The following is a 22867-nucleotide window of genomic DNA, read 5'->3' on the forward strand; positions in this document are numbered from 1 at the left end:
ATCCTGGCACCAGGCACGACGAGCAACCGGCACCTCTCCCCTGGCACCGCAGCGGGCCGTCACATCCGCTGGCGATCATGTTGTCCAGCCGCACCCTGATCCCCTCCCGGCCAACGTCGTCTGCACCCACCGCTGGCGACTGCGGTCACACCAGCCGCGCCTGGCCGGTCGTCGAGCGCTACCGCCCCACACCCACCGCAGAAACGTTGGCACGTCACCCGGCTCCCGGTCGGACTCGGCGTCGGAGTCCTGGTCCACCGCCGGCCTAGACGACCTCCGTCCAACCCTTGAAATGGCAAACTCCCGTTGAGAAGCTCCAGGAGCTTCTCAACGGGAGCAGCATCGCCGGCCGTCGGAGCCATCAGGGTTTACGGAAGGCCGTCCCGATCCGTAGCGGAACAGGACGGCACTCACCACTTTCACGGCCTGATTCCCGGGGCGGAGAGTAAGCGCACCTGTCCTGACGGAGCCGTCATCGATCGAGCATCATGCTCAGGAAGCGCCGCGTCCGCTCGTGCTCAGGACTTGCGAAGATCTGATCCGGCGGACCTTGCTCGATCACAGCGCCCTTGTCGAACATCAGAACCCGGTCAGAGATATCCTGCGCGAATCGCATCTCGTGCGTCACCATGAGCATGGTCATGTCGGTGGTCGTCGCGAGCTGCCTGATGACGCCCAGAACTTCACCGATAAGTTCGGGGTCCAGCGCGGACGTCGGTTCATCGAACAGCATGACCCGGGGGCGCATAGCCAGAGCGCGGGCGATCGCCACGCGCTGCTGCTGGCCGCCCGAGAGCTGATGTGGCATATGGCTCATGTGGTTCTTGAGCCCCACCAACCCCAGCAGCTCTACAGCGCGTTCTTCAGCCTCTTTCTTCGGCAGACCAAGCACATGGATCGGCGCTTCGATCACGTTTTGCAGGGCCGTCATATGCGGAAAGAGGTTGAACTGCTGAAAGACCATACCTACCTTGCGGCGCGTTGCCCGCATCTTCTTCGTTTCCTTGGGCTTGACGCCCGCCTTCACATCCCACAGGATGTCGCCCCCGACCGAGACGACACCTACGTCCGGAGTCTCCAGCGTCATCAAGACACGAAGGATGGTCGTCTTTCCCGAACCCGATGGGCCGATGATCGAGACCTTCTCGCCAGCCGTGACGGAGAGATTCAGATCACGCAAGACATGGTTCTCTCCCCAACTCTTGCTGACGCCATTGAATTCTATCTCCACGTTACGCGTCGGCTGGTCGACATTGGACAAACTGAAGGAGTCAGTGTGTTGTGGCAAAGCGGCGCTCCAGTCGTCGAATAAGCAAGGAAGCGGGGAAGCTGATTATCATGAAAAGTAGGCCTGCCAGCGTAAGGGGCTCCAGGTAACGGAAACTGTTACCGCCGACCTTCATGGCCGCTGCCAACAGTTCAACCACGGTGATCGCCGATAGGATGGCCGAGTCCTTGAACATCTGGAGGAAGTAGTTCCCCAGCACCGGGACCATCGTCCGCACCGCTTGCGGCAGGATGATGCGCAGCCACTTGCGGCGAGCACCGAGCCCCAAGGCGGCAACCGCCTCCCACTGCCCGGTCGGCACGCCCTCAATTCCTGCCCGGTACACCTCGGCGGTATATGCGCTGTAGTTCAGCCCGATGACGATGACTCCCGTGACGAACGGGCTCAACGTAATCCCGTACTGCGGCAGTACGAAGAAGGCGACGTACGCCTGGATCAGCAGCGGGGTTCCGCGCATGAACTGAACATAAAATCCGAGGACAGGTGCCAGTACCGGAATTTTCTGGAATCTCAGTACGGCAGCTATCAGCCCAACGATAAGGGCTATAGAGATGCCACACAGCGTCAGCTTGACCGTTACGACAAGACCCTGTAACAGCTCAGGAAGTACCGACATGGCGAATTCGTTGTCCCACGTCATTATGCTCACTCACCTCCCATTACAGGCTGGAGCCGGCGCGGTCGGGCAACTGACCTGCGACTCAAGGAAAATCGCCGTTCGAGCCACTTCGTGAAGAGACCGAGGAGCCACGAGAGCGCGAAGTAGATCACCAGCAGGGTTAAAAAGATCGCCACCGTCTCGCCCGTTTTCGAGCGGGCCCACTGCGCCCTGAACGTCAGGTCCGCAATCGTGACAAGCGACAACAGAGACGTGTTCTTCAGCAGATCGATCATGACGTTACCGAAGGGCGGCAACATCGCCGGGATGGATTGCGGGATCAGGACGCGCCGCATTCTTAGCCATGGACCCATGCCCAAGGCGATTGCCACTTCGGTCTGCCCCTTCGGGCGAGACTTGATCACCCCACGCACGATCTCGCCGGCATAGCACCCGCCATTAAGACCGAGCGTGAGCACCGCTGCCGCCAGGGGAACGAGGTTGATACCAAAAAGCGGAAGTGCGTAGAAGAACCAGAATATCTGTATGACCAAGGACGTTCCGCGGAAGATCTCGACGATCACCGTGGCCGGCCAATGCACGAACCAGTGCCGTGAGAGGCGCGCGAGCCCGGTGACGAATGCCACCACTACGACCAGAATCGACGAGAGGACGGTGACGAGTAGTGTGATCCCGAGGCCCCTGAGGAGCAGTGGAGCGTACTCGACGACTGCGCCCATGCTTGCTGCTCATTTCTCTTCGAGGATGTCGCGCAGTTGGGACGCGACCGCAGAACCCCTGCGACACGTCCCAACTGCTTACACCGGGGTTGAATTAGCCAGCGGTCTTGCACATTTCGGCAGTTGTCACGCCCTTGACGGCCTCGGGGTCGAACCCGAACTTCTTCATGAGTTCCACGTACTCGGTCGTCGCCTTGAACTTGTTCAGCTCTTCGTTGTAGGCCTTGAGAAGTTCAGTGTCGGTCGTGCGGAATGCGACACCGGCACCGGTGACGGGCGAGTCCTTGGGCGGCTCGGTAACGTCGAAGCTCTTGTCGTCCTTGACGAGCTGCCGGAGCGACAGGGTGGTGTAGAAGTACGCGTCAGCGCGCTTGGCCTTTACGGCCTCAAGCCCACTCCGGGGGTCGTTGACCGTGACGAGCTGCCCCGCGGTCACGCCTGCCTTTTTGAGCACGCCCTCTTCGAAGGTTCCCGGCAGCACAGCGATCTTCAGGTCCTTGTTGGCGACACCGTCAGCGATCGACTTGATGTTGCGTGGATTTCCGGCAGGCACCCCGAATGCCATCGTGGAGACGATGTCGGGCTCCGAGAACAAAACCTGCTTACAACGCGACTCTTTGATTACCATGCCGGCGGCCACGACATCCCAACGCTGAGCCGCAAGACCGGGGATCATGGCATCGTAGGTCGTCACGACGCCATCCTTGATTTCGATCCCGAGGCGCTTCAGCACCGCGCGCAGAATCTCCGGCGACGCTCCGGTCACCTTCCCGTCCGCGAGGATCTGCGAGTACGGCGGCGCGTCAGCGACAGCGACCTTAATACCCTCTTTCCGGTACGTGTCGATCGACTTGGGACCCTTGTCCGCGCTGCCGGCGCCGGGCGCGGTGCCACTGGATGCGCAGGCAGCGGCCGACCAGGCCAGGAGAAGGCCTGCCATGACAGTGCCAATAGCACGGCGGGTTGGACGTAAACCGTTTCTCGTCATGCTGATTTCCCATCCTCTTAAGCGGCCGCAACCACTGTGATGTCCGTTACCATTCCAGAATTGGTCGCGTTTTGATTACGGCGTGTGCGGTTGTTGAAGGCGTGCGATGCGCCGAACATGTGCGTGCGCGGCGCCGCCAGTTAGGTCCTACCGGTTGGTGCAGGTACCTTGCCTGTCGCGTCGTAGCGAGACAGCGAAAGCGCCAGCCTGTGAGGCTTTTTCGTGTCCCCCACGAGAAACACGGGCACCGGCGAATTTCCTAAGGGAGGATCGCATCAAGACTCCTCAATTCGGTTGCGCTCTCGTCGAGGTGCCGCCGTAGGTGGTGTGCGAGCACCTCCGGCGCTTCCAGCGGAAGGAGATGTCGAACCCCGGGGACTACCATGGCCCGGCCCCGCCGCACCGTGCTGGCGAGCAGCCGGCTCATGTCGGGCGTGGACCCGCCATCGTCCGCGCCGGTTATCGCGAGAACCGGCGCGGTGATCTCGCCTAGCCGCGGCCATAACAGCGCATCCGCGGTCGCGAAGATGCGGTAGCAGGACAAGTAGCTCTCGCGGTCGTTTGATTTCAACTGCTCAAGCAACTCGTCGGCGAGCGCGGAATCGAGCGCCAGCCAGTCCGGTGAAAACCATCGTGCGACGGCGGCGCGGGCAGCTGTATCCATTTCCTCCCGAGCCTGCCGATAGCGTTCACCAACCGCCTCTCGCTGCGCCGCGCTCCGATTGCAGACAGAGCTGACCAGACAGAGACTACGAACGCGGTCGGGCCAGTCCAGCGCAAGCTGCGTCGCGACCATGGCACCCAGGGAGAGACCGACCACGTGCGCCGGCTCAGCGAGGAGTGGCGCCATATCCGCGGCGAGATCCGCGAGCGTCGTGTCCGGCGAAGCGGCCTCCGAGCCCCCGTGCCCACGTAGGTCGGGGAGGCAGAGCGCGAAGTCGTCCTCAAACGACGGCACCAGCCTGTCCCACGCGCTCCGGCTCATCCCGACACCGTGCAGGAAGAGTATCGGCGTCCTGCCCCGGCCTCGCCATTCGTAGCTGATCATCTGCCGGGGGCGAATGCCTGCAGCCGCGCGTGCGGCCGGCCCTGGCCGGCGGCGGCCAATCCGACGATGATCTCATCTGCCCGAGGCGCGTCGGGGACCCGCGCCTCGACGGACTGGTGATGAGAGCGAATGGTCGCGTCCGTCACGTGCTTGAGCGGGATATCGAACACCTGCCCTGCTGGGCTGCGCTTTTCAACCGCCGGAAGCAGCGTCGTCGCGTTCGCGGCCGTACGGAAGAAGTCGCCGAACTGTAACGTGTGGATCAGCGCGGAGGCGTGCTCGATCTCGCCGTCGAGCCCGACGATCGCGGCCTTTCCATAAGCCTCCACCGGCCGGCCAAGCGCCGCTACCACCCGGTCTGCCAGGAGCTTGCCCAGCTGCGGGGCAACCTCATCGATGATGGGCTGAAGGTCCGCAACGAACCCCTGGCCATGCCACGGGTTCTCGATCACGGCGAGTACCACCGCGGTCTCCGCGACCGGCTCGACGAGCTTTCCGCCTTCGACAGTGACCTCATCGCGAATTGTCAGTATCTTACGCAGCTTCATCGTGTCACGCCTTCCTTCCGTACGTCTCTACTGCTGGTCTGTGGAGCGGTCGCCTATGCGGGCGAAGGGCCGGCCTCCGGTGGCGGCTGCTGCGATAATCACGATCTCGTCGTTCTTCGGGGCGTCCGGCACGCTCACCTCCACCGTTTGGTAGTGGGAGCGCGTCGTACTCCTGGTCTTGTGCCAAACGGGAATGACGAGGGAGGTGCCTGCGGACGCTCTCGTATCGGCAAAATTGATAACCGACGTTCCGTTGACAAGGTCGCGAAAGTGGTCGCCGTAGTGCGGCGTATGAATGAGCGCCGCCCCATGCTCTATCTCGCCGCTCAGACCGACGATCGCCCCCTTGCCGAAGGCTTCCACCTCGTCTGGACCGCCGAGGACGTCCAGGAGCCGGTCGACCAACCCTTTGGCAATCTCGGGTGCCGTCGCTGCCACCTCAGCGGAAAGATCGGCGACGTATCCATGGCCGTGCCAGGGGTTACGGACTACGGCCGCCACGGCGCACTTTCGCCAAGGATTGTCGAGCGGTAGTCCAGACTCCGAGAAAGTCTCCTCCAGAACCGTCAGCCACCGACGGGTCACGACCACGTGTCCTCCTGTTACCTCATCCGAGCGCGACCCATCGAGTCGAACGTTCGCCGTATTTAGGGGCAGGCACTGCTGCCTGTCGCCGTACTTCAGAGTCTTTTGTTTCCACATCGGACGCTCGCGCCGCTGGCCGAGCGGCTAGCGCAGGACCGCCTCCCGGGCCGCGGCCCGCACGTGGTCTCGCATGGCGGCCTCCGCGCCGAACCGGTCCTTGTCCATGATCCGCGCCAGCACACGTTCGTGTTCTTCCAAGGAAGACGACAGCCTTCCGGCGTTCGAAACGGTGCGCACGACGATCCGGTGATAGGCGAGCTGGTTCATCAGGGCGCGATAGTGCTCGGCCAGCTTGATGTTGTCCGAGCCCTGGATGATCAGGTTGTGGAACTCATGAACGAGTTCCGCGTACTTCGCGTGCTCGGACGCGGCGACGGCCTCGCGCGACCTGGCCACGTTCTCTTCGAGTTGGTCCCGTTCGAGCACCCGCCCACGAACGGCCAGGAGCCGTGCCGCCAGCCCTTCCAGCATCTCCTTGACGTCGAACAGCTCCACCACCTCCCGATTCGACGGCTCACGGATGAAGGTGCCCACCCGAGGGCGTATCTCCACGAGCCCCTCGGTCTGCAGTCGCTTCAGGGCCTCACGGATAGGGGTGCGGCTGACCCCGAAACTCTGGGCGAGGGCGGACTCGCTCAGCGCCGAATGCGAGGAGAGCTCACCGGAGACGATCAGTCGGCGAAGCGCGTCGACCACGCTCTCCGGCTGCTCCGCCCCTTCTTCCCTGCCGCGGACCATGACGTTGCCCTCCTCGTAAGCGGGCCGGTCCGGCCGGGAGTCCGCCTGCATGTTGTATGGCAGTGAGTGTGTCCGGCGTTTGATCGGAAAGTCAAGACGTCTTTACCGGCAGTTTTACCTCGGACTTAATGGCCTTCACCGACGCAGTCGGACCGAATCTGCCATGCAAGAGTTGGATGACGTGAAGCGTCTGGTACACCAGCTCGACGTGGAGGTCTCCGACGGAACGCGCCGCGCCGTGAATGTTCGCGTCGGGTACTGCCCCCATCCAGGCGCCCGGCCTTCCACTCGCCAGTCCCACGGCCATCGGACTCGCCGTGGGACTGTTGCCTGCCGGCGAGCCGGCCCGCTCACTTCCCGCACCCTCAACTGTCGCCGTGCACAGCCCCGGTCTCGGCCATCCCGAGGGCGAGGGCTATCCGACCAGTCGACGGGGCTGTCCCTGCGTCGACGGAGCGTGCAAGGCTGGTGTACTTGATGGCTCTCAGGTTCCTGACGGCTCTCAGGTTCCTGACCACTTCGCTCGGCCACGGCTTCCCAGCACGCTGAGAGGCACTGTCAGGATGGCCGCCAACAGAAAAATGTCCCCATAGCGGTTCGTCTCCGCGAATCCTGCGACCAGAACTGCAGCCAAGGCGCTTCCCACGAACAGGCCTGAGCCGAACAGCGCGACAACGGTCGGCCGCGCCGACGGTAGAACCTCTGTTGCCCACGTCTGCAGCGTGGAGTGCAAGAACACCCATGCCATGCCGATGAGGGCCGTTGCTACCGCCGCGTTCAGCGGTTTTTGGGAGATAGCTGCGCAGATGCACGCGACCAGCGCAGCCGCACCCCCCATCGCGATCAGCTTGACAGGGGACACGTGTCGTCGTGACAGGTAATTAGCAACCCGCGCGAAGCCGAAGACCGACACTCCGTAGATTGCCGTGATCGCACCCGCGATCGACGCGTTCGCGCCACTGCTTTCCATGGCCGCCGGCAGGTAGGTCAGACTCCCAAGCAGGACTGCACCTTCTGCAACGGCCAGGAGGAGCACCAGCACGGTCGCCCTGGAACGGAAGACCTCCGCGAGCGGCGCCAGGAAATGATGATGGGCGCGGGTTCGTGGCGGCTCGGCAAGAGCACCCAACTTCACGACCAGCAACAGGGCGCTCACCCCTGTCACCACGAAGGCGATCCTCCAGTTGGACAGGTGCGAGAGAACGCCCGCTCCGAGGGATGCGACAGCGGCGCCCAGGGCGATGACCGCCACCAGATCTGTCAGCTCTCGCTGCCGTTTTCCGGCCGCTACGGTGTCGCTCACATAGACCAGCGAAGCCGGGATCGCGGCGCTGAATCCCACGCCGGCGAGCCCTCGGGCGACCAGGAGTCCCTGGGTGGACGGCACGAGGACGGACGCGATCGTTGCGCCGGCGGCAAGGAGAAGCGTCACGCGCATCATCCGTACAAGGCCAAGGCGATCTGAGATCAGGCCCCAGACCGGTTGCATCAGGCCGTACGCGAACAGGTACACGCCGGTCACTTGCATGACTTGCGTCAGCGGCAAGCCAAGATCATGGGACATCGCCACGACCATCGGCGGCATCACAAATCTGTCCAACGAGCTCACGAACGCCGTTAGTTGAACAAGACGTCGAGGAGTCACGAGGCCGTCGTTCCTTTCAGTGGCGATGGGCGCGAGGTCGGCCCCCAAGCGAGACACCCTCTTGGCTAGGAGCCTCTTTCTTGCGCCCCCAGGAACCTCGCCAGTCGCGGTGCCTCCAATTGAGGGCACAAAGAGATGACGACGCCCTCGCCAGCGTCGCCCAAGGAAGCCAGATGCCGACGCAACCGCCACCCGACAACTGGTATGGTACACTCCTGGCCAACTGGTATGGTACCTTCTGCCAACGAGATTCCGAGCGAATCGAACACGCCGCGGAAAGACGTCGCGCTCTCAGTAATTCCCGCATGCAGTACACGGTGGACTACACAACTCAGCGGCACAGAGGAAGGCAGTCGCTTGCTCCGTAGAAACAGCCAGAGCCGTATCTCCACGGAGTCGACGCCTGCCCAGGAACAGACACTTGCCGGCAACCGCATGAGCCGGATGATGCCGCTGGGCGCCCGTACCAATTACCGCCTCGACGGGAAAATCATTGCCGGTGGCGGCGTAGCGGCACTCCCGACGGAAGGCGCGATGCGATGATTATCGACTGCCACAGCCATTTCTGGACCTCCAGTTTCATGGAGCCGCAGTGGATCGACCAGATGGCTCGGATCAAGGACAACTCACGAACCGGCGCGAGACTCGATGTCTCAGTTGATAAGTACCTGGCCGGACAAGCGGGTGCGAATGCCTCGATCATTTTCGGAATGAGGGCTAGCGCGTCGGGGATCATGGTACCCAATGACGATGTGGCAAAATTCGTCACCGACGTCGGACCAAGCGCGGTAGGATTCATGTCCCTGGATCCCAGGGAGGCTGGCGCGCTAGAAGAGATGGAACGGGCCGCACAAGACCTTCAGCTACGCGGCATCAAGCTTGGCTCACCCTACCAGGGCACCTCGCCATTGGATCCTCGGATGATGAGGATCTTCGCGCACGCGTCGACTCTAGGTCTACCCATATTGATCCATCAGGGTGCAGTCTTCGTGACGACGGGCCGACTCGCGGATGCGAACCCAATCATGATCGACGATGTCGCCCTCGCCTTCCCTAAGCTCAAAATCATCATCGCTCACATGGGGCATCCATGGGTAGCCGAGACGACCGTCGTCATGCGCCGCCATCCAAACGTGTTTACGGATATTTCCGCTCTGTGCCACCGGCCATCCATCCTCATGACGGCATTGGCGGCAGCCAAAGAGTACGGAGTGCTCGACCGAGTCCTGTTCGGAACGGATTTCCCTATCGCCACGGTCGAGGGAACCATTTCAGCAGTAACTCGAATAGTGAAACAAATGGAGCTGGTCTACCCGGGAACGATCAGCCCAGAGGAGCTCCACGCGCTCTTTCACAGGCCGACGTTCGACCTGCTTGAACTGGACTTCCCCAAAGAAAACTACAGGGTCTGACCCCCATCCGGCCCAATGCCATTTATTCAGCTAAGCCCATAGCAAAATCCGAAAGGAAGGTTCCCCAGTGCGCGAACAAACACATACTGGAAGGCCCAAGGCGCCGCACGCGGAAATCGCTGGCGCTGGCTTCGCGGGACTGACGGCCGCAGTGGCGCTTCTTCAGCGCGGTTGGACCGTTCGCGTGCACGAAAAGAGTCAAGAACTACGTGAATTCGGCGCCGGGATCCTCATCTGGGAAAACGGGTTGCGCGTTCTCGAGGCCATTGGCGCGCACGACGATGTGTTGGCCAGCTCGTCCGCTCCTCCGTTCTATGAGACCCGCATTCACAATTCGACCGTGTCGAAGGAGTCCTTCGGAGACGTCCGGCTCCGAGCAATGACCCGCCAACACCTTTACCGGTCGATCCTGAATGCTGCCGTCCGCGAAGGGGCAGACATTGCTGTCGGCTCGGAGGTGGCGGGAGCGGACCCTGATGGTTCGCTCGTCCTCGCATCCGGACAGACCCTGAAAGCGGATTTGGTAGTAGGTGCGGACGGCGTCGCGTCCAAGGTACGTGACTCCATCGGCTTCACCCAGACCCGACGCAAGTCCCGGGACGGCATCACGCGGCTCCTGGTCCCGAGGCACAAGGAAGAGCTGGGCCCCGGCGAATGGGACAACGTCATCGACTTCTGGAACTTCGAGCCGCGCGTCCTGCGAATTCTCTACGTCCCCTGCAATGACGAAAACCTCTACATTGCTCTCATGGCACCGTGGGAGGATCCCGAGGGCTCCCGTGTTCCCATTGATCTGCCCCTCTGGCGCGAGGCGTTTCCGCAACTGGCTCCGGTACTGGAGTCTGCCGCCGGAATGCCCGGGCGCTACGACAGGTACGAGACGACCGTCCTCGAAACCTGGACCAGCGGAAAGGTGGCGCTAGTTGGAGATGCCGCGCACGCCATGTGCCCGGCACTCGGACAGGGCGCGGGCTGCGCCATGGTCAACGCACTCGCACTGGCAGCGGCTGTCGAAGGCACCAACGACGTTGAAAACGCGCTGCAGGAATGGGAGAAGAAAGAGCGCCCCATTACCGACCGGTGCCAAGAGAAATCCGCCTTCTACGCGGAGACGCGCGGAATGTCTAAGGGGAACCAGTTCACGCCAACCGTACTAGAAGCGGCCAGGCACCGGCCGACCGGAACCTTCTAGTCGACGCACCCGAGCTCCTCGATACAACCGCAGTCCTGCCAGTCATGAATTACGACAGAGCGGTCCCTGGCGAGATCCGCGATGTCCTCAAACGAAAGGTTCAAACGTGGCGCTGAACATCAAGGACCTCCGTGTCTCCAGCCCGGACTTCGCCGCGGGCTCCAGGCTCGACGATGTGCATGCTTGGGACAAAGACAACGTCGCTCCGCGCCTCACGATCCACGGGGTGCCCGAGGGCACTGTAGAGCTCGCTGTGGTCTGCCACGACCCTGACGCTCCGCTGCCCTTCGGCTTCACCCACTGGACGCTGTACGGAATCCCGCCGGAGACCACGGAGTTGGACAGGGACGCCGACAAGGTATTCCGGGCAGGACCCAACGGCACCGGTGATCCTGGGTACGTGGGTCCGCTGCCGCCAGCCGGTCACGGCCCGCACCACTACTACTTCTGGGTGTACGCGCTCAACACGACGGTCGACGGCACCCCGTCAAGGGAAGAGTTCCTTGAGCGCTACGGAAAGAACATCATCGAACAGAACCGGATCGTGGCGACGTACGAGAACTGATACGACGGCGCAACGACTGGCATGCGGCTCACGGTCATCGGCATGCCGATGACCGTGAGCGCGTCGATCAAGGCTCCGGTACCGGCCCTCGATGATGGCCTAACGTATGGACACCGCCAGAGCAGGTCGACCCTGCCGTTCGCAGCCCGGCCAGGCTAGGTCGAGGGCAGACCCCACAGGTGCACAGTCGGCTGTCCAACGGTGCGCTGCGCAACACATCCGACGCGGTACGGATTGTGGACTGGTGTGTCTACGAACCTGTGGCGCCGGACCCGGATGCAGGCCGCCGCGAGAACCAGGACCTGATCAGACCAGGCAGCGACGGCCCGCCCCGCAGGCACCAGATCGCGATCACTGGGTCGCAGATCGCGCAGCCGAGCGACGAGTGCGACGCGAACGGGATGATCGGAGCACCTCGTAGGTAGTGCAGGGCGTCCCAGGCCGTGTGGAGTAGCCAGGCGATGCCGATCCAGGTGTAGGAGTCGAGGCCGCGGTAGGCGCAGTAGGTGACCGCGATGGTGAAGACGAACTCCCAGGGTCCGAAACTGCCGCTGCTGAGATAGGCGGCGCCGGCCCCGGCGACCATGATGGCGTTGAACCGCCGCCTCGTTGGCTCTCGGAGCAGGGACATGAGGAACGCGTACAGGACACCAATCAGTATCGGCGCGATGACGACCATGATCGGGACGTTAATCGGCTGGTCGCGGCCGCAACAGCGGCTGTAGTGCCAGGTACCAACGGAATCTCGCCAACCATCGTGGACAGACGGTCCAGGCCCTCTGGGGCAGTGGGCTGATGGTTTGGGGCGCGGTGACTACGGCTTGTAGGGGCAGCGTCCCGCGGGTCCGCGGAAGGCGGCGCGGTAGGCGTTGGGGCTGGTGCCGACGACGCGTTTGAAGCGGTCTCGGAAGGCGGTCGGTGAGCCGAATCCGACCTGGCTGGCGATCCTGTCGACGGGGTAGTCGGTGCCTTCCAGCAGGTGCTGTGCCTGGCGGATGCGGGTGCGATGCAGCCATTCCAGTGGCGTGGTGCCGGTTTGTTCGCGGAAGCGTCGGTTGAGGGTTCGGGTGCTCATGCCCGCGTGTTCGGCGATGTCCTTCAGGGTGAGGTCGGTGTCGGCGTTGTCCTGCATCCAGCGGAGTACGGGTTCCAGGACGGAGCCGCGTGGTGTGGGTGGTTGGTCGTGGATGATGAACTGGGCTTGTCCACCCTCACGTTCCAGGGGCATCACCGACAGGCGGGCGGCGTCGGCGGCGACCGCGGAGCCGTGGTCGCGGCGGATCAGGTGTAGGCACAGGTCCAGCCCTGCCGCGGCGCCGGCCGAGGTGAGGAACTGGCCGTTGTCCACGTAGAGCACGTCCGGGTCCACCTCGATGCTCGGGTGGAGTTTGGCGAGCGTGTCGGCGGCGAGCCAGTGGGTGGTGGCGCGGTGCCCGTCGAGTAGCCCGGTGGCGGCGAGGATGAACGCGCCTGAGCAGATCGAGGCGATGCGGGTGCCGCCCGCTGCGGCCTGGCGCAGGGCGTCGAGCACGTCGTTCGGGACGGGGACGGCGGGGTCGGCGCAGCCAGGCAGGATGATGGTGTCCGCCTCGGCCAGGGCGTCCAAGCCCCACGGCGCTTGCAGGGTGAACGTGCCGGCGTCGACGGTCGGGGTGGCGGCGCAGATCCGGACGCGGTACGCCGGGCGGCCGTCGGGCAGCCGGGTGCGGGTGAACACCTCGATCGGCGTGGACAGGTCGAACGGGATGACGTTGTCCAGAGCCAGGACAGTCACCGTATGCATGGCAACACCATAGGTGTACGACTGTTTCCAGCCAAACCGTGGACCAGACACGACACCGTTGTGTCCAGCTCACGTCTGGTGGCGAGAATCCGTTGGATGTTGGCAATCCAGCCTGTTCCGGTGTCCGGGGACCACGGTTAGCGTCGACGCGACCAAACGTGTGGAGGACTGTACGACAATGCTGGCGCAGATCGTGTTGTTCGATGGATTCGACCCACTGGACCTCACCACCAACGGTGGGGAGATGACCGGCCGCGCCGCGGCTGCCCGCCTGCCCGTCTCCAGGGTCACCGAACACCGCATGGCGGCGGATTCGTCCGGAGCGGGCGCGTGACCAAGGTCCTGCTCTGCGTTCATGTGCTGGCCGCGATCATCGCAATCGGACCGGTGACGGTCGCGGCCAGCATGTTCCCCGCCGCGACCCGCCGTGCCCTCTCGGCGCTCCACGCGGACCGCGAACTCGCCACCCTAGGCACGCTGCATCGCATCTGCCGGGTCTATGCCGCGATCGGGATCGTGGTTCCGGTATTCGGGTTCGCCACCGCCAGCAGCCTCCAGGTGCTGGGAAATGCCTGGCTGATCACGTCGATCGGGCTGACCGCCGCTGCGGCAGCGGTGCTGGCGCTGGTGATTCTGCCGCGTCAGAGCCGCATCCTCGCCAGGCTCGCTTCATCACCCGCGACCGCCGCGAACGCGCAGAGCGATCGGAGACTGCCGGCGCGGCTGGCCATGTACACCGGAGTGTTCAACGTGTTGTGGGCCTCGGTCACCGTGCTGATGATTGTCCGACCCGGCTCGACGACGGGAGTCTGACGGTGAGTTCGTCCTTGCGCCCGCTGCGGATCGCGGCGGCCGTGGAGTTGGTGTCGCTGCTCGTCCTGCTGATCAATCTCGCCACGGTGCACTGGCGGGCGGTGGCCTCTCTCATTGGGCCTACGCACGGCTGCGCCTACCTATTGGTCATCATCCTCATCGCCCGCCGACCCGAAACCACCACAGGGACGCGAGCGACCGCCGTGCTTCCAGGCATCGGCGGCCTGCTTGCGCTCCGACGACTCGCCAGTCCCCACACCGCACGTGCGGCTCAGAAGCAAGCGGGGCGCGGAGGCCCCAATGGCGGCGACCAACCGGGCCACGACCATGAACGCCCGCAGCCGTCCCGCGCATCGTGATGCGGCTGGCAAGGATAACCGGACATGGCCGCGGTGCGGGCTTCACCACTGATCCCCTGAACCGGCGCCGCGACCGCGACGTGGGTACAGCCGAAACAGGACACACGCAGCTAGCCTCAGTTGGTCACCGGCTCCCCCGGTACCGTGAAGAGCGGTTGCCACGGCTCGTCCGGGCTGATCGGGTACTGAGTCGAGGGAGCGTCGCCCTTCGTCGACCACCGAGCCTGGTACGGCAGCCCCTCGAACAGCACGCGCTCCCCACGGGCGTAGAGGGTCGCCGGGTTCCATGCCACGGTCACCCCGGTTACCGTCGGACTTGGCCGGGGAGCGGTCTCGGTCGGACCCACCGGGCCAATCACCGACCACGGTGTGGGGTTGGAGGCGTCACCCGCAGCCGAGGGATCCACGCCCTTGTTCGCCCACTTCGCCTCGTAGACGACACCGTGCCAGACGACCTTGTACCCGTTCACGTACTGGGCGGTGATACGCCACACCGGGTACGGGCTTGTCGTGGGATCGTCGACGATCGACTCCTGGTTCGGGACCGTGACGGACTCCCTGCCGGACATACCCACCGCGCTTCCGGGCAGCCCCGCGAAGACCGACGAGAAGGCCAGCGCCTCCTGGGTCACCCCGCTGCACGTGTTGGAGTGAACGACGACGTTGGTGAAGGTTCCACGGCACCGGGCGTCTCGGTTCAGAGACCACATCGACACCCTGCCGAGCCCCTTCTCGACGGCAAACGAGGCGAGCCCGCGCGCGTCGTCGAGGGTGAACCGCTCGGCATCCACGTCGTTCTGGCCGATCATCGGCGTGGCTCCGAGCCTGGACCAGACCTGCGGCGGCGTGAGCTGCACCCCGAGCCGCAGGTAAAGGGCGGACAGCTGCCGGTGGGTCGACTCCAGCGCCTGAGTGCTCAACTCGAGCATGTTGGGGTGGGAGCTCTGCTGCGACCCGAAGTCCATCGTCATCACGTTGACACCGCGCAGCGAAACACCGCCCTCCAGCGTCGTCCGCACCGCGCCGAGACCGTCAGCGGTCAGGCCGTTCGGCGTCACCGGCAGGGTCAGCCACACAGCCAGCGGCTGGCCCGCCGACTCCCGCTCGGCCTGCAGCGCCGCCAGGGCGAGCGCGCGCCGCCGCAACGACGCCTGGTCCGCAACGGCCGTCCCCTCGATGTCCAGATCCAGGGTCTTCACGTCGTAGCGCCGCACCAGCTGCCGGTAGGCGTCGGTCAGCCGCGCCTGGTCGGTACAGGCTACGGCGAGCTCGGTGTTAGTTTGCCCGCCCACGCTGAGCATGATGTTCCCACCGGCGGAACGCAGCTGGCTGATGCGGCGGTCCAGCTCCAGGGAGGCAGCCGCCTCATCAGGGCTGTACGCGCCGCCCCAACTGGGCGAGCACCCGTCCTTGGGGTCGGCGACCACGAAGGCGAGGGCCACGTCGTTCGCCGGGTTCGCCTTCGGGTCCTGGAACTGGAACGTCGGGGTCAGTGTGACATCCACGTACGGCACGGCCCACGACTTCGCGGTTGGGCCGGCCGTGTCCCGCAGGTGCAGCACCGTGGCGGCGCTGCCGGCGCCGAGCCCGGCCAGCACCAGAACCAGAATGCCGAGCCTGAGCCACGACAGCCGCTCGACCGGGGCCTCTGGCTCCTGCCAGTCCGGGTCGGCGAGGGGGTCGTGCTCCTGCCGCACGGACTGCGGGATGGCGCGGTCGGTCAGCATGGTGGCCTCTCGTTCGTGGGTCGTTGGCTGGGCTCGACCCTCTGTTCTCGAATCGGCAGGTTCCACGACAACTGAAGGCCTGCGACAGAAAAACCTTCAAGGTACGTCGCGAAGCCGCCGATAGGGAGTCGAACGGACGCGGCGAGCCGCGCCGGGCTCGGCGGTCGCGCAGGTGCGGCCGGTGTCGGACAACAGTGAAGGGCAACGATGCAGCGCAACTCGGTGGACCAGCGTAGGCCGGACGCCCAGCGCCAGTGGGGTGCCGACCGGCGGTCGGAACCCCACCCTCTCGTGCCCCCGCCCGTATCCGAGGGCCGCATCGCCCGGGGTCGGCTCGCGATCGTGATGACCATCACCGTCTGGGCCTGCTACATCGTCTACACGGTGATCGAGCAGTTCATCGCCGGACGCGCCAACAGCGCCCGGCTGGTCGTCGAGGCGATCGTCTACATGATCGTGGTCACCGGACTGGCGGCCTCCGCGACGGCCTACCTGATCACCCGGATCGGCTTCTTCTACCGCAGCCGGGCGCATCACCGAGCGCCGCGGATCGTGCTGGACAACTTCCTGGCGGGGCCGACCCCGTCGGTGACGGTCCTCGTGCCGTCGTACCAGGAGGACGAGCGCGTCATCCGCACCACCCTGCTCACGGCGGCGCTGCAGGAGTACCCCGGCCTGCGGGTCGTGCTGCTCATCGACGACCCGCAGCAGCCGAGGACCCGGGCCGCCCGCGACCTGCTGATCTCCGCCCGGGCGCTGCCGGCCGCGATCGAGGCCGAGTTCGCCGGCCCCTACGCGCGGGTGCAGGCGTCGTACGAGAAATTCGAGCAGTCCCTCGGCGGGCGCGACGAGGGCGTCACCGCCGCGGACGACATGCGGGACCTCGCCGCCGAGTACCGGTTCGCCGCCGGCTGGCTCTACGGCCTGGGCCGCCGGCAGGAGATGGTGGACCACACCGACGTCTTCTTCGTCGAGCACATCCTGCACCCGCTCGCCGAGGATCTCGCCACGATCGCCGAGGCGCTGGAGAGCGGCGCCAGCGAGGAGGCCGCCCTGCCGGTGCAGCGTCTCGTTCAGCTGTACCGCCGGCTGCTCGCCATCTGCGACGTCTCCGTGACGAGCTTCGAGCGCAAGCGGTACGTCTCGTTGTCGAGCGAACCGAACAAGGCGATGAACCTCAACAGCTACATCGGCCTGATGGGCGGCAGCTACCAGGAGGTCAGCACCCCGCTGGGGGTCGCGCTCGTGCCGGCCGGGCCGGGGCGGGGCGAGCTGACCATCCCCGACCCGGACTACGTGCTGACCCTGGATGCCGACAGCGTGCTGCTGCCGGAGTACTGCCTGCGGCTGGTGCACCTGCTCGAGCAGGGCGCCCACGCGGGGGACGCGGTGGCGCAGACGCCGTACAGCGCGTTCCCCGGCTCGGCGACCCGGATCGAGCGCATCTCCGGCGCCACGACCGACATCCAGCACATCGTCCACCAGGGGATGACGCACTACGACGCGACGTTCTGGGTCGGTGCCAACGCCGTGCTGCGCAAGAAGGCGCTGGACGAGATCTGCGAGGTCGCGTATGAGGGCGACTGGGAGATCCGCCGCTACATCCAGGACCGGACCGTCATCGAGGACACCGAGTCGACGATCGACCTCGGGGTCAACGGCTGGACGCTCTACAACTACCCGGAGCGCCTGGCGTACAGCGCCACCCCGCCGGACTTCGGCTCGCTATGCATCCAGCGCCAACGGTGGGCGAACGGCGGCCTGCTGATCCTGTCCCGGTTGAAGGATCAGTTCCGGGCCCGTGCGGCCCGGGGGCAGAAGAACCGGTTCGGTGAGCTGTTCCTGCGGGTCAACTACATGGCCTCCATCTTCTGGAGCTCCGTGTGCCTGGTAGTCATGCTCGCGTACCCGTTCAACGCCGACCTGCTCAACCCGATCCTGCTGCTGGTGTCCGTGCCGTACTTCCTCATGATGAGCGCGGACCTGAAGTACCTCGGCTACAAGCGCGTGGACGTGCTGCGGATCTATGGCTTCAACCTGATCCTGCTGCCGGTCAACCTCTCCGGCAGCTTCGCCTCGATCCTGCAGCTACTGACCGGAGAGAAGAGCGCGTTCAAGCGGACGCCGAAGGTGCGCGACCGGACCACCGCGGCCACCACGTACCTGGTCGCGCCGCTCGCCCTGATCGCGCTCTGCGTCTGGACGGCGGTCCGCGACGTACAGCTGCACCAGTGGGCCAACCTGGTCTTTGCTGGGATGAACCTGGTGCTGGCGACGTACGCGATGGTGGCCTTCGTCGGGGTGGGCAACACCGTGGTCGACCTTTTCACCCACCTGCGGAACTGGCTGTACCGCCCGGTGCACCCGAAGAAGCGCGCCCGCGGCGGTGCCAGCGCCACGCGGCCGGCCTCGGCCGCCGCCTCCGGGGGCCACGCGGTGGCACCGACCGGCGCGATCGGCGACTGGGCATCGGTGCTGCACTACCGGTCCGACCGGGGCGCTTCCGGACTGGTCGCGGTCCGGTCGACGCAGGCGGCGGCCGCGGACCGGTCCAGGCGCGGATCGCAGACCCCACTGTCCCGGTCGAGCTCCTTCGAGGAGTTCACCTTCTTCACCGTCTTCCAGCCGATCTTCGAGCTGGAGTCCGGGGAGGTCGTGGGCTACGAGGCCCTCACCCGGTTCGCCGACGGCAGCAGCCCACAGCGTGGACTGGAGGCCGCGCAGGCACAGGGCCTGCATATCGACCTCGATGCCGCCCTCATCCGCGCTGCCATGGCCTCCGCGAATGCCCTGCCGGACGGCACGTGGCTGGCGGTCAACGTCTCCAGCGACCTGCTGCGGCGGCCGCGCGAGCTGGAACCGCTGCTGGCGGAGAGCTCCCGGCCGCTGGTGCTGGAGATCACCGAAGCCGACCGGGCGGATCTCGACCGCCTGCCCTCCGGGGTGCGGATCGCGGTCGACGACGCCGGCGCGGGGTACGACTCCCTGGCTCGGGTGGAGTCACTGAAGCCGGGCTTCCTCAAGCTGGGCCGAGCGGCGCTGGCCGGTGTCGAGGCAGAGAATGCACGCCGCGCCTCGATCCGCTCGCTGGTCGAGTTCGCACGTGAGCACGGCTGCACCGTCATCGCCGAGGGGATCGAGTCGGCGCAGCAGCGCGACGCGCTCGTCGAGTGCGGCGTGCCCCTCGGACAGGGGTTCTACCTGGGGCGGCCGGTCCCGGTGGAGCGAGCCCTCGCCGACGCGGCCAACCGCTGAGCACCGGGCACGACGAGGCTGCCAGTGGACGCCGTGGCCGAACACGGTCCGGGGATCATCCCCGCGTACGCGGGGAGCACCGAGTCCCTGCTGTGCACGCCGTGCGCCCGCCAGGATCATCCCCGCGTGCGCGGGGAGCACTCGATCCGGCCACCGCCGATGACGTGGCGAACCGGATCATCCCCGCGTGCGCGGGGAGCACGTCGTCCGGTCGGGCAGCCTAGTTCGTTCGATCGGATCATCCCCGCGTGCGCGGGGAGCACTAACGGATCCGTCGGCGTTCCACTGTGGATGAGGGATCATCCCCGCGTGCGCGGGGAGCACCGCCGGGCAACTTGTCGGGGGTCGTGTCTAACCGGATCATCCCCGCGTGCGCGGGGAGCACCTCGACACCACGAACGTCCTCGGCCACGACCTGGGATCATCCCCGCGTGCGCGGGGAGCACGTCAACAACGCCGAGCGGGGCTCGTCGGAGTCGGGATCATCCCCGCGTGCGCGGGGAGCACATCCTGATCCACCCCACCGAGATCGTGTCGGTCGGATCATCCCCGCGTGCGCGGGGAGCACCACATCGTGCGCTTCCACCCGGTCACGGGCGAGGGATCATCCCCGCGTGCGCGGGGAGCACACCAGGCCGGCGTCGGTCTCCAGCTCGAACAGCGGATCATCCCCGCGTGCGCGGGGAGCACAGCCCAGACAGCACGGAACCCCGCGCTTCCAGCGGATCATCCCCGCGTGCGCGGGGAGCACGTCGCAGCCTTTGCCTCGTAGGACGTAGGCGGCGGATCATCCCCGCGTGCGCGGGGAGCACCGACTCGCCCAGGATCTTGTGGTCGTCGACCGAGGATCATCCCCGCGTGCGCGGGGAGCACGACTCCGTTGAGGACGTCGAGCATCACGTCGAGGGATCATCCCCGCGTGCGCGGGGAGCACTCCGGCTTCGTGATCTTTATCCGGCCGAGCACGGGATCATCCCCGCGTGCGCGGGGAGCACGCCGGCGAGATGGCCGCGATGATGGCGGCGCTGGGATCATCCCCGCGTGCGCGGGGAGCACTTCGCTTGGACGCTAGACAGGATCGCCGAGGTGGGATCATCCCCGCGTGCGCGGGGAGCACCACCCGCAGTCCGACCACCGACGCCACGGTCAAGGATCATCCCCGCGTGCGCGGGGAGCACCGGTAGGCGTCGAGCGTCTCGGTGCGCGCCACGGGATCATCCCCGCGTGCGCGGGGAGCACGAGGCGCCGCCGAGCACGGCCTGGGCCAGCTGCGGATCATCCCCGCGTGCGCGGGGAGCACCAGCGCACTGACATGGAGGGCTGCTCGAACGTAGGATCATCCCCGCGTGCGCGGGGAGCACCTTCGGGGCCATCGGGGCGGCAGCCTCCGTCAGGGATCATCCCCGCGTGCGCGGGGAGCACTTATCGATCAACCGGTCGACCGAGTCGAGACCCGGATCATCCCCGCGTGCGCGGGGAGCACGGCAAGACCCGCGAGAGTGTCAACCGCAACGTCGGATCATCCCCGCGTGCGCGGGGAGCACGGAGAAATTGACGCTCTCCTCGGGGCTTTCCCTGGATCATCCCCGCGTGCGCGGGGAGCACGGGTGATGGTTGGCGCAGTACTGGTGGCACCATGGATCATCCCCGCGTGCGCGGGGAGCACGCCGGACCACGACAGCATCCGGTGGTGGTTGATGGATCATCCCCGCGTGCGCGGGGAGCACCTCGCGGTCGGCTGCGCCGCCAGCAGCGACTTCGGATCATCCCCGCGTGCGCGGGGAGCACACCCCGACGATGCGCAGGTCGTCGCGGCCGAGCGGATCATCCCCGCATGCGCGGGGAGCACCCGTACCCGAGCCGGCGGTACGAGCGCGCCGAAGGATCATCCCCGCGTGCGCGGGGAGCACCACGATGTCGAACGGGTCCGCCACCTCGTCCAAGGGATCATCCCCGCGTGCGCGGGGAGCACCATCGGCCACCCGGTGCGGGCCCGGCGGAGTACGGATCATCCCCGCGTGCGCGGGGAGCACTTGCGCGCCTCGGTCACCACGGCCACCAGTTCGGGATCATCCCCGCGTGCGCGGGGAGCACGCGAAGTCGAGCCAGTACGGCTGGGTGAACGCGGGATCATCCCCGCGTGCGCGGGGAGCACCACCCGCAGTCCGACCGCCGACGCCACGGTCAAGGATCATCCCCGCGTGCGCGGGGAGCACCGGTAGGCGTCGAGCGTCTCGGTGCGCACCACGGGATCATCCCCGCGTGCGCGGGGAGCACCGGTTCCAGCATCCGAAGGGCGCGACCCTGCACGGATCATCCCCGCGTGCGCGGGGAGCACGTCTGGGCGCGACGCGAACCGATCGGGGTGACGGGATCATCCCCGCGTGCGCGGGGAGCACCGCCGACGACACCGGCGGGATGCCGCCCCGGCAGGATCATCCCCGCGTGCGCGGGGAGCATGATGCCGTGGTGTTTGCCGGCCCGGGCGCGACGGGATCATCCCCGCGTGCGCGGGGAGCACGGGTCGTCGGAGAACGGCACGACACCGGGGTGGGGATCATCCCCGCGTGCGCGGGGAGCACGGGTCGTCGGAGAACGGCACGACACCGGGGTGGGGATCATCCCCGCGTGCGCGGGGAGCACCCCGATGCTGTCGCCGGCGGTGACCAACCGGCTGGGATCATCCCCGCGTGCGCGGGGAGCACCCCGATGCTGTCGCCGGCGGTGACCAACCGGCTGGGATCATCCCCGCGTGCGCGGGGAGCACGGTCTCGGCGCGCGGATCGCGTTGTTCGAGGCGGGATTATCCCCGCGTGCGCGGGGAGCACTCGTTCCGTATCGGCGGCGTACTGGTCGAGTCGGGATCATCCCCGGGTGCGCGGGGAGCACGCTGCCGCGCCTTAGTCCTGTTGGCTGCCCCCGGGATCATCCCCGCGTGTGCGGGGAGCACGCCGTACTGGTTTTCCTCCGTCGGCGCCGTGCCGGATCATCCCCGCGTGCGCGGGGAGCACGCGAAGGGCCGTCGTGAGACGTCATTGCCGGACGGATCATCCCCGCGTGCGCGGGGAGCACCCGGGCATGCCAGCACCGGCGGCGTGCCAGTGTGGATCATCCCCGCGTGCGCGGGGAGCACGGGAGCTGCGCCTCGGCGAAGGCGTCTTCGATGGGATCATCCCCGCGTGCGCGGGGAGCACGGACCCCACGCCATCCGCAAGGCCTACTACCTGGGATCATCCCCGCGTGCGCGGGGAGCACGGACCCCACGCCATCCGCAAGGCCTACTACCTGGGATCATCCCCGCGTGCGCGGGGAGCACAGCATCATGGCGGCTTCCCTCGCGGCGCCCGGGGGATCATCCCCGCGTGCGCGGGGAGCACGTAGCGGCTCCAGCCCGGCCGCGCGTCCGGCCGGGATCATCCCCGCGTGCGCGGGGAGCACGGGTTTTCGAGGTAGTCGCCTTCGAGGCCGACGGGATCATCCCCGCGTGCGCGGGGAGCACACCGGCCGGGTACGTACCACGCGG

19 protein-coding genes and 1 CRISPR repeat array (1 of these 20 only partly in view) are annotated in these 22867 nt (G+C 66.2%); of the genes, 7 read left to right on the forward strand and 12 right to left on the reverse strand.

Features of this window, described 5'->3' with window-relative positions; all coding sequences use genetic code 11:
- Positions 1-472 precede the first annotated feature (472 nt).
- The 9 genes from ehuA to HC028_RS00765 form a co-directional block, all read right to left on the reverse strand.
- The gene (ehuA, locus tag HC028_RS00725) at positions 473-1261 is read right to left on the reverse strand and encodes an ectoine/hydroxyectoine ABC transporter ATP-binding protein EhuA (protein ID WP_205860903.1); all 789 of its coding nucleotides are present in this window, start codon (positions 1259-1261) and stop codon (positions 473-475) included.
- Between the two features lie 10 nt (positions 1262-1271).
- The gene (ehuD, locus tag HC028_RS00730; RefSeq protein ID WP_168071755.1) at positions 1272-1928 is read right to left on the reverse strand and encodes an ectoine/hydroxyectoine ABC transporter permease subunit EhuD; all 657 of its coding nucleotides are present in this window, start codon (positions 1926-1928) and stop codon (positions 1272-1274) included.
- Positions 1929-1933: 5 nt separating this feature from the next.
- Entirely contained in the window at positions 1934-2626 is a 693-nt protein-coding gene (gene ehuC, locus HC028_RS00735) for an ectoine/hydroxyectoine ABC transporter permease subunit EhuC (protein WP_168071756.1), read from the reverse strand.
- 94 nt (positions 2627-2720) lie between these two features.
- Positions 2721-3566: an ectoine/hydroxyectoine ABC transporter substrate-binding protein EhuB gene (gene ehuB / locus HC028_RS00740; RefSeq protein WP_168071757.1), complete on the reverse strand. Its 846-nt coding sequence runs from the start codon at positions 3564-3566 to the stop codon at positions 2721-2723.
- 307 nt (positions 3567-3873) lie between these two features.
- The gene (locus tag HC028_RS00745) at positions 3874-4662 is read right to left on the reverse strand and encodes an alpha/beta fold hydrolase (RefSeq protein ID WP_168071758.1); all 789 of its coding nucleotides are present in this window, start codon (positions 4660-4662) and stop codon (positions 3874-3876) included.
- Entirely contained in the window at positions 4659-5210 is a 552-nt protein-coding gene (locus HC028_RS00750) for an amino acid synthesis family protein (protein WP_168071759.1), read from the reverse strand. The genes HC028_RS00745 and HC028_RS00750 overlap by 4 nt, the downstream gene beginning before the upstream one ends.
- 27 nt (positions 5211-5237) lie before the next feature.
- Positions 5238-5801 (reverse strand): amino acid synthesis family protein, encoded by a 564-nt coding sequence (locus tag HC028_RS00755; protein ID WP_203981208.1) that lies wholly within the window; start codon positions 5799-5801, stop codon positions 5238-5240.
- 138 nt (positions 5802-5939) lie between these two features.
- Positions 5940-6644, reverse strand: coding sequence for a GntR family transcriptional regulator (locus HC028_RS00760; RefSeq protein ID WP_203981207.1), 705 nt, complete (start codon positions 6642-6644; stop codon positions 5940-5942).
- A gap of 451 nt (positions 6645-7095) precedes the next feature.
- Entirely contained in the window at positions 7096-8295 is a 1200-nt protein-coding gene (locus HC028_RS00765) for an MFS transporter (RefSeq protein ID WP_338091261.1), read from the reverse strand.
- Positions 8296-8777: 482 nt separating this feature from the next.
- Here HC028_RS00765 and HC028_RS00770 point away from each other — a divergent pair, with 482 nt between their 5' ends.
- The 3 genes from HC028_RS00770 to HC028_RS00780 all read left to right on the forward strand — a co-directional run bounded on the left by HC028_RS00770 (position 8778) and on the right by HC028_RS00780 (position 11407).
- Positions 8778-9650 (forward strand): amidohydrolase family protein, encoded by an 873-nt coding sequence (locus HC028_RS00770; RefSeq protein ID WP_168071761.1) that lies wholly within the window; start codon positions 8778-8780, stop codon positions 9648-9650.
- A 67-nt stretch (positions 9651-9717) separates the two neighbouring features.
- Entirely contained in the window at positions 9718-10842 is a 1125-nt protein-coding gene (locus HC028_RS00775; RefSeq protein ID WP_203981206.1) for an FAD-dependent oxidoreductase, read from the forward strand.
- Between the two features lie 106 nt (positions 10843-10948).
- Entirely contained in the window at positions 10949-11407 is a 459-nt protein-coding gene (locus tag HC028_RS00780) for a YbhB/YbcL family Raf kinase inhibitor-like protein (protein WP_168071762.1), read from the forward strand.
- A 250-nt stretch (positions 11408-11657) separates the two neighbouring features.
- Here the strand turns inward: HC028_RS00780 and HC028_RS00785 are convergent, their stop codons facing one another.
- Entirely contained in the window at positions 11658-12086 is a 429-nt protein-coding gene (locus HC028_RS00785) for a DUF6010 family protein (protein ID WP_168071763.1), read from the reverse strand.
- 135 nt (positions 12087-12221) lie between these two features.
- Positions 12222-13190: a GlxA family transcriptional regulator gene (locus HC028_RS00790; protein WP_168071764.1), complete on the reverse strand. Its 969-nt coding sequence runs from the start codon at positions 13188-13190 to the stop codon at positions 12222-12224.
- 178 nt (positions 13191-13368) lie between these two features.
- Between HC028_RS00790 and HC028_RS00795 the strand changes: the two genes are divergently transcribed.
- From HC028_RS00795 to HC028_RS00805, 3 genes are read left to right on the forward strand one after another with little or no spacing between them, the layout of a single operon-like run.
- Positions 13369-13524 (forward strand): hypothetical protein, encoded by a 156-nt coding sequence (locus tag HC028_RS00795; RefSeq protein WP_168071765.1) that lies wholly within the window; start codon positions 13369-13371, stop codon positions 13522-13524.
- Positions 13521-14003, forward strand: coding sequence for a DUF2269 family protein (locus HC028_RS00800; protein WP_168071766.1), 483 nt, complete (start codon positions 13521-13523; stop codon positions 14001-14003). Before HC028_RS00795 ends, HC028_RS00800 begins: the two co-directional genes overlap by 4 nt.
- Before the next feature lie 2 nt (positions 14004-14005).
- A complete protein-coding gene (locus HC028_RS00805) occupies positions 14006-14362 on the forward strand; it encodes a hypothetical protein (RefSeq protein WP_205860904.1) in 357 nt (118 codons plus the stop codon).
- Positions 14363-14478: 116 nt separating this feature from the next.
- On the opposite strand, the gene HC028_RS00810 is transcribed toward HC028_RS00805, so the two are convergent.
- The gene (locus HC028_RS00810) at positions 14479-16089 is read right to left on the reverse strand and encodes a chitinase (protein WP_168071767.1); all 1611 of its coding nucleotides are present in this window, start codon (positions 16087-16089) and stop codon (positions 14479-14481) included.
- A gap of 222 nt (positions 16090-16311) precedes the next feature.
- On the opposite strand from HC028_RS00810, the gene HC028_RS00815 reads away from it, so the two are divergent.
- The gene (locus HC028_RS00815) at positions 16312-19344 is read left to right on the forward strand and encodes an EAL domain-containing protein (RefSeq protein WP_239075379.1); all 3033 of its coding nucleotides are present in this window, start codon (positions 16312-16314) and stop codon (positions 19342-19344) included.
- A gap of 52 nt (positions 19345-19396) precedes the next feature.
- Positions 19397-22867: direct repeats of the CRISPR family, unit length 28 nt; unit sequence GGATCATCCCCGCGTGCGCGGGGAGCAC; it runs 3089 nt beyond the window's last position.

The organism is Planosporangium flavigriseum (assembly GCF_011947225.1).
Lineage (GTDB): Bacteria > Actinomycetota > Actinomycetes > Mycobacteriales > Micromonosporaceae > Planosporangium > Planosporangium flavigriseum.

Excerpts from the sequence above, each read along its gene's own strand:
- HC028_RS00795 (WP_168071765.1), top strand. The coding sequence starts at position 13,369 with ATGCTGGCGCAGATCGTGTTGTTCGATGGATTCGACCCACTGGACCTC.
- HC028_RS00810 (WP_168071767.1), bottom strand. The coding sequence starts at position 16,089 with ATGCTGACCGACCGCGCCATCCCGCAGTCCGTGCGGCAGGAGCACGAC.
- ehuD (WP_168071755.1), bottom strand. The coding sequence starts at position 1,928 with ATGACGTGGGACAACGAATTCGCCATGTCGGTACTTCCTGAGCTGTTA.
- HC028_RS00750 (WP_168071759.1), bottom strand. The coding sequence starts at position 5,210 with ATGAAGCTGCGTAAGATACTGACAATTCGCGATGAGGTCACTGTCGAA.
- HC028_RS00790 (WP_168071764.1), bottom strand. The coding sequence starts at position 13,190 with ATGCATACGGTGACTGTCCTGGCTCTGGACAACGTCATCCCGTTCGAC.
- HC028_RS00785 (WP_168071763.1), bottom strand. The coding sequence starts at position 12,086 with ATGGTCGTCATCGCGCCGATACTGATTGGTGTCCTGTACGCGTTCCTC.
- ehuC (WP_168071756.1), bottom strand. The coding sequence starts at position 2,626 with ATGGGCGCAGTCGTCGAGTACGCTCCACTGCTCCTCAGGGGCCTCGGG.
- HC028_RS00745 (WP_168071758.1), bottom strand. The coding sequence starts at position 4,662 with ATGATCAGCTACGAATGGCGAGGCCGGGGCAGGACGCCGATACTCTTC.
- ehuB (WP_168071757.1), bottom strand. The coding sequence starts at position 3,566 with ATGGCAGGCCTTCTCCTGGCCTGGTCGGCCGCTGCCTGCGCATCCAGT.
- HC028_RS00760 (WP_203981207.1), bottom strand. The coding sequence starts at position 6,644 with ATGCAGGCGGACTCCCGGCCGGACCGGCCCGCTTACGAGGAGGGCAAC.
- HC028_RS00770 (WP_168071761.1), top strand. The coding sequence starts at position 8,778 with ATGATTATCGACTGCCACAGCCATTTCTGGACCTCCAGTTTCATGGAG.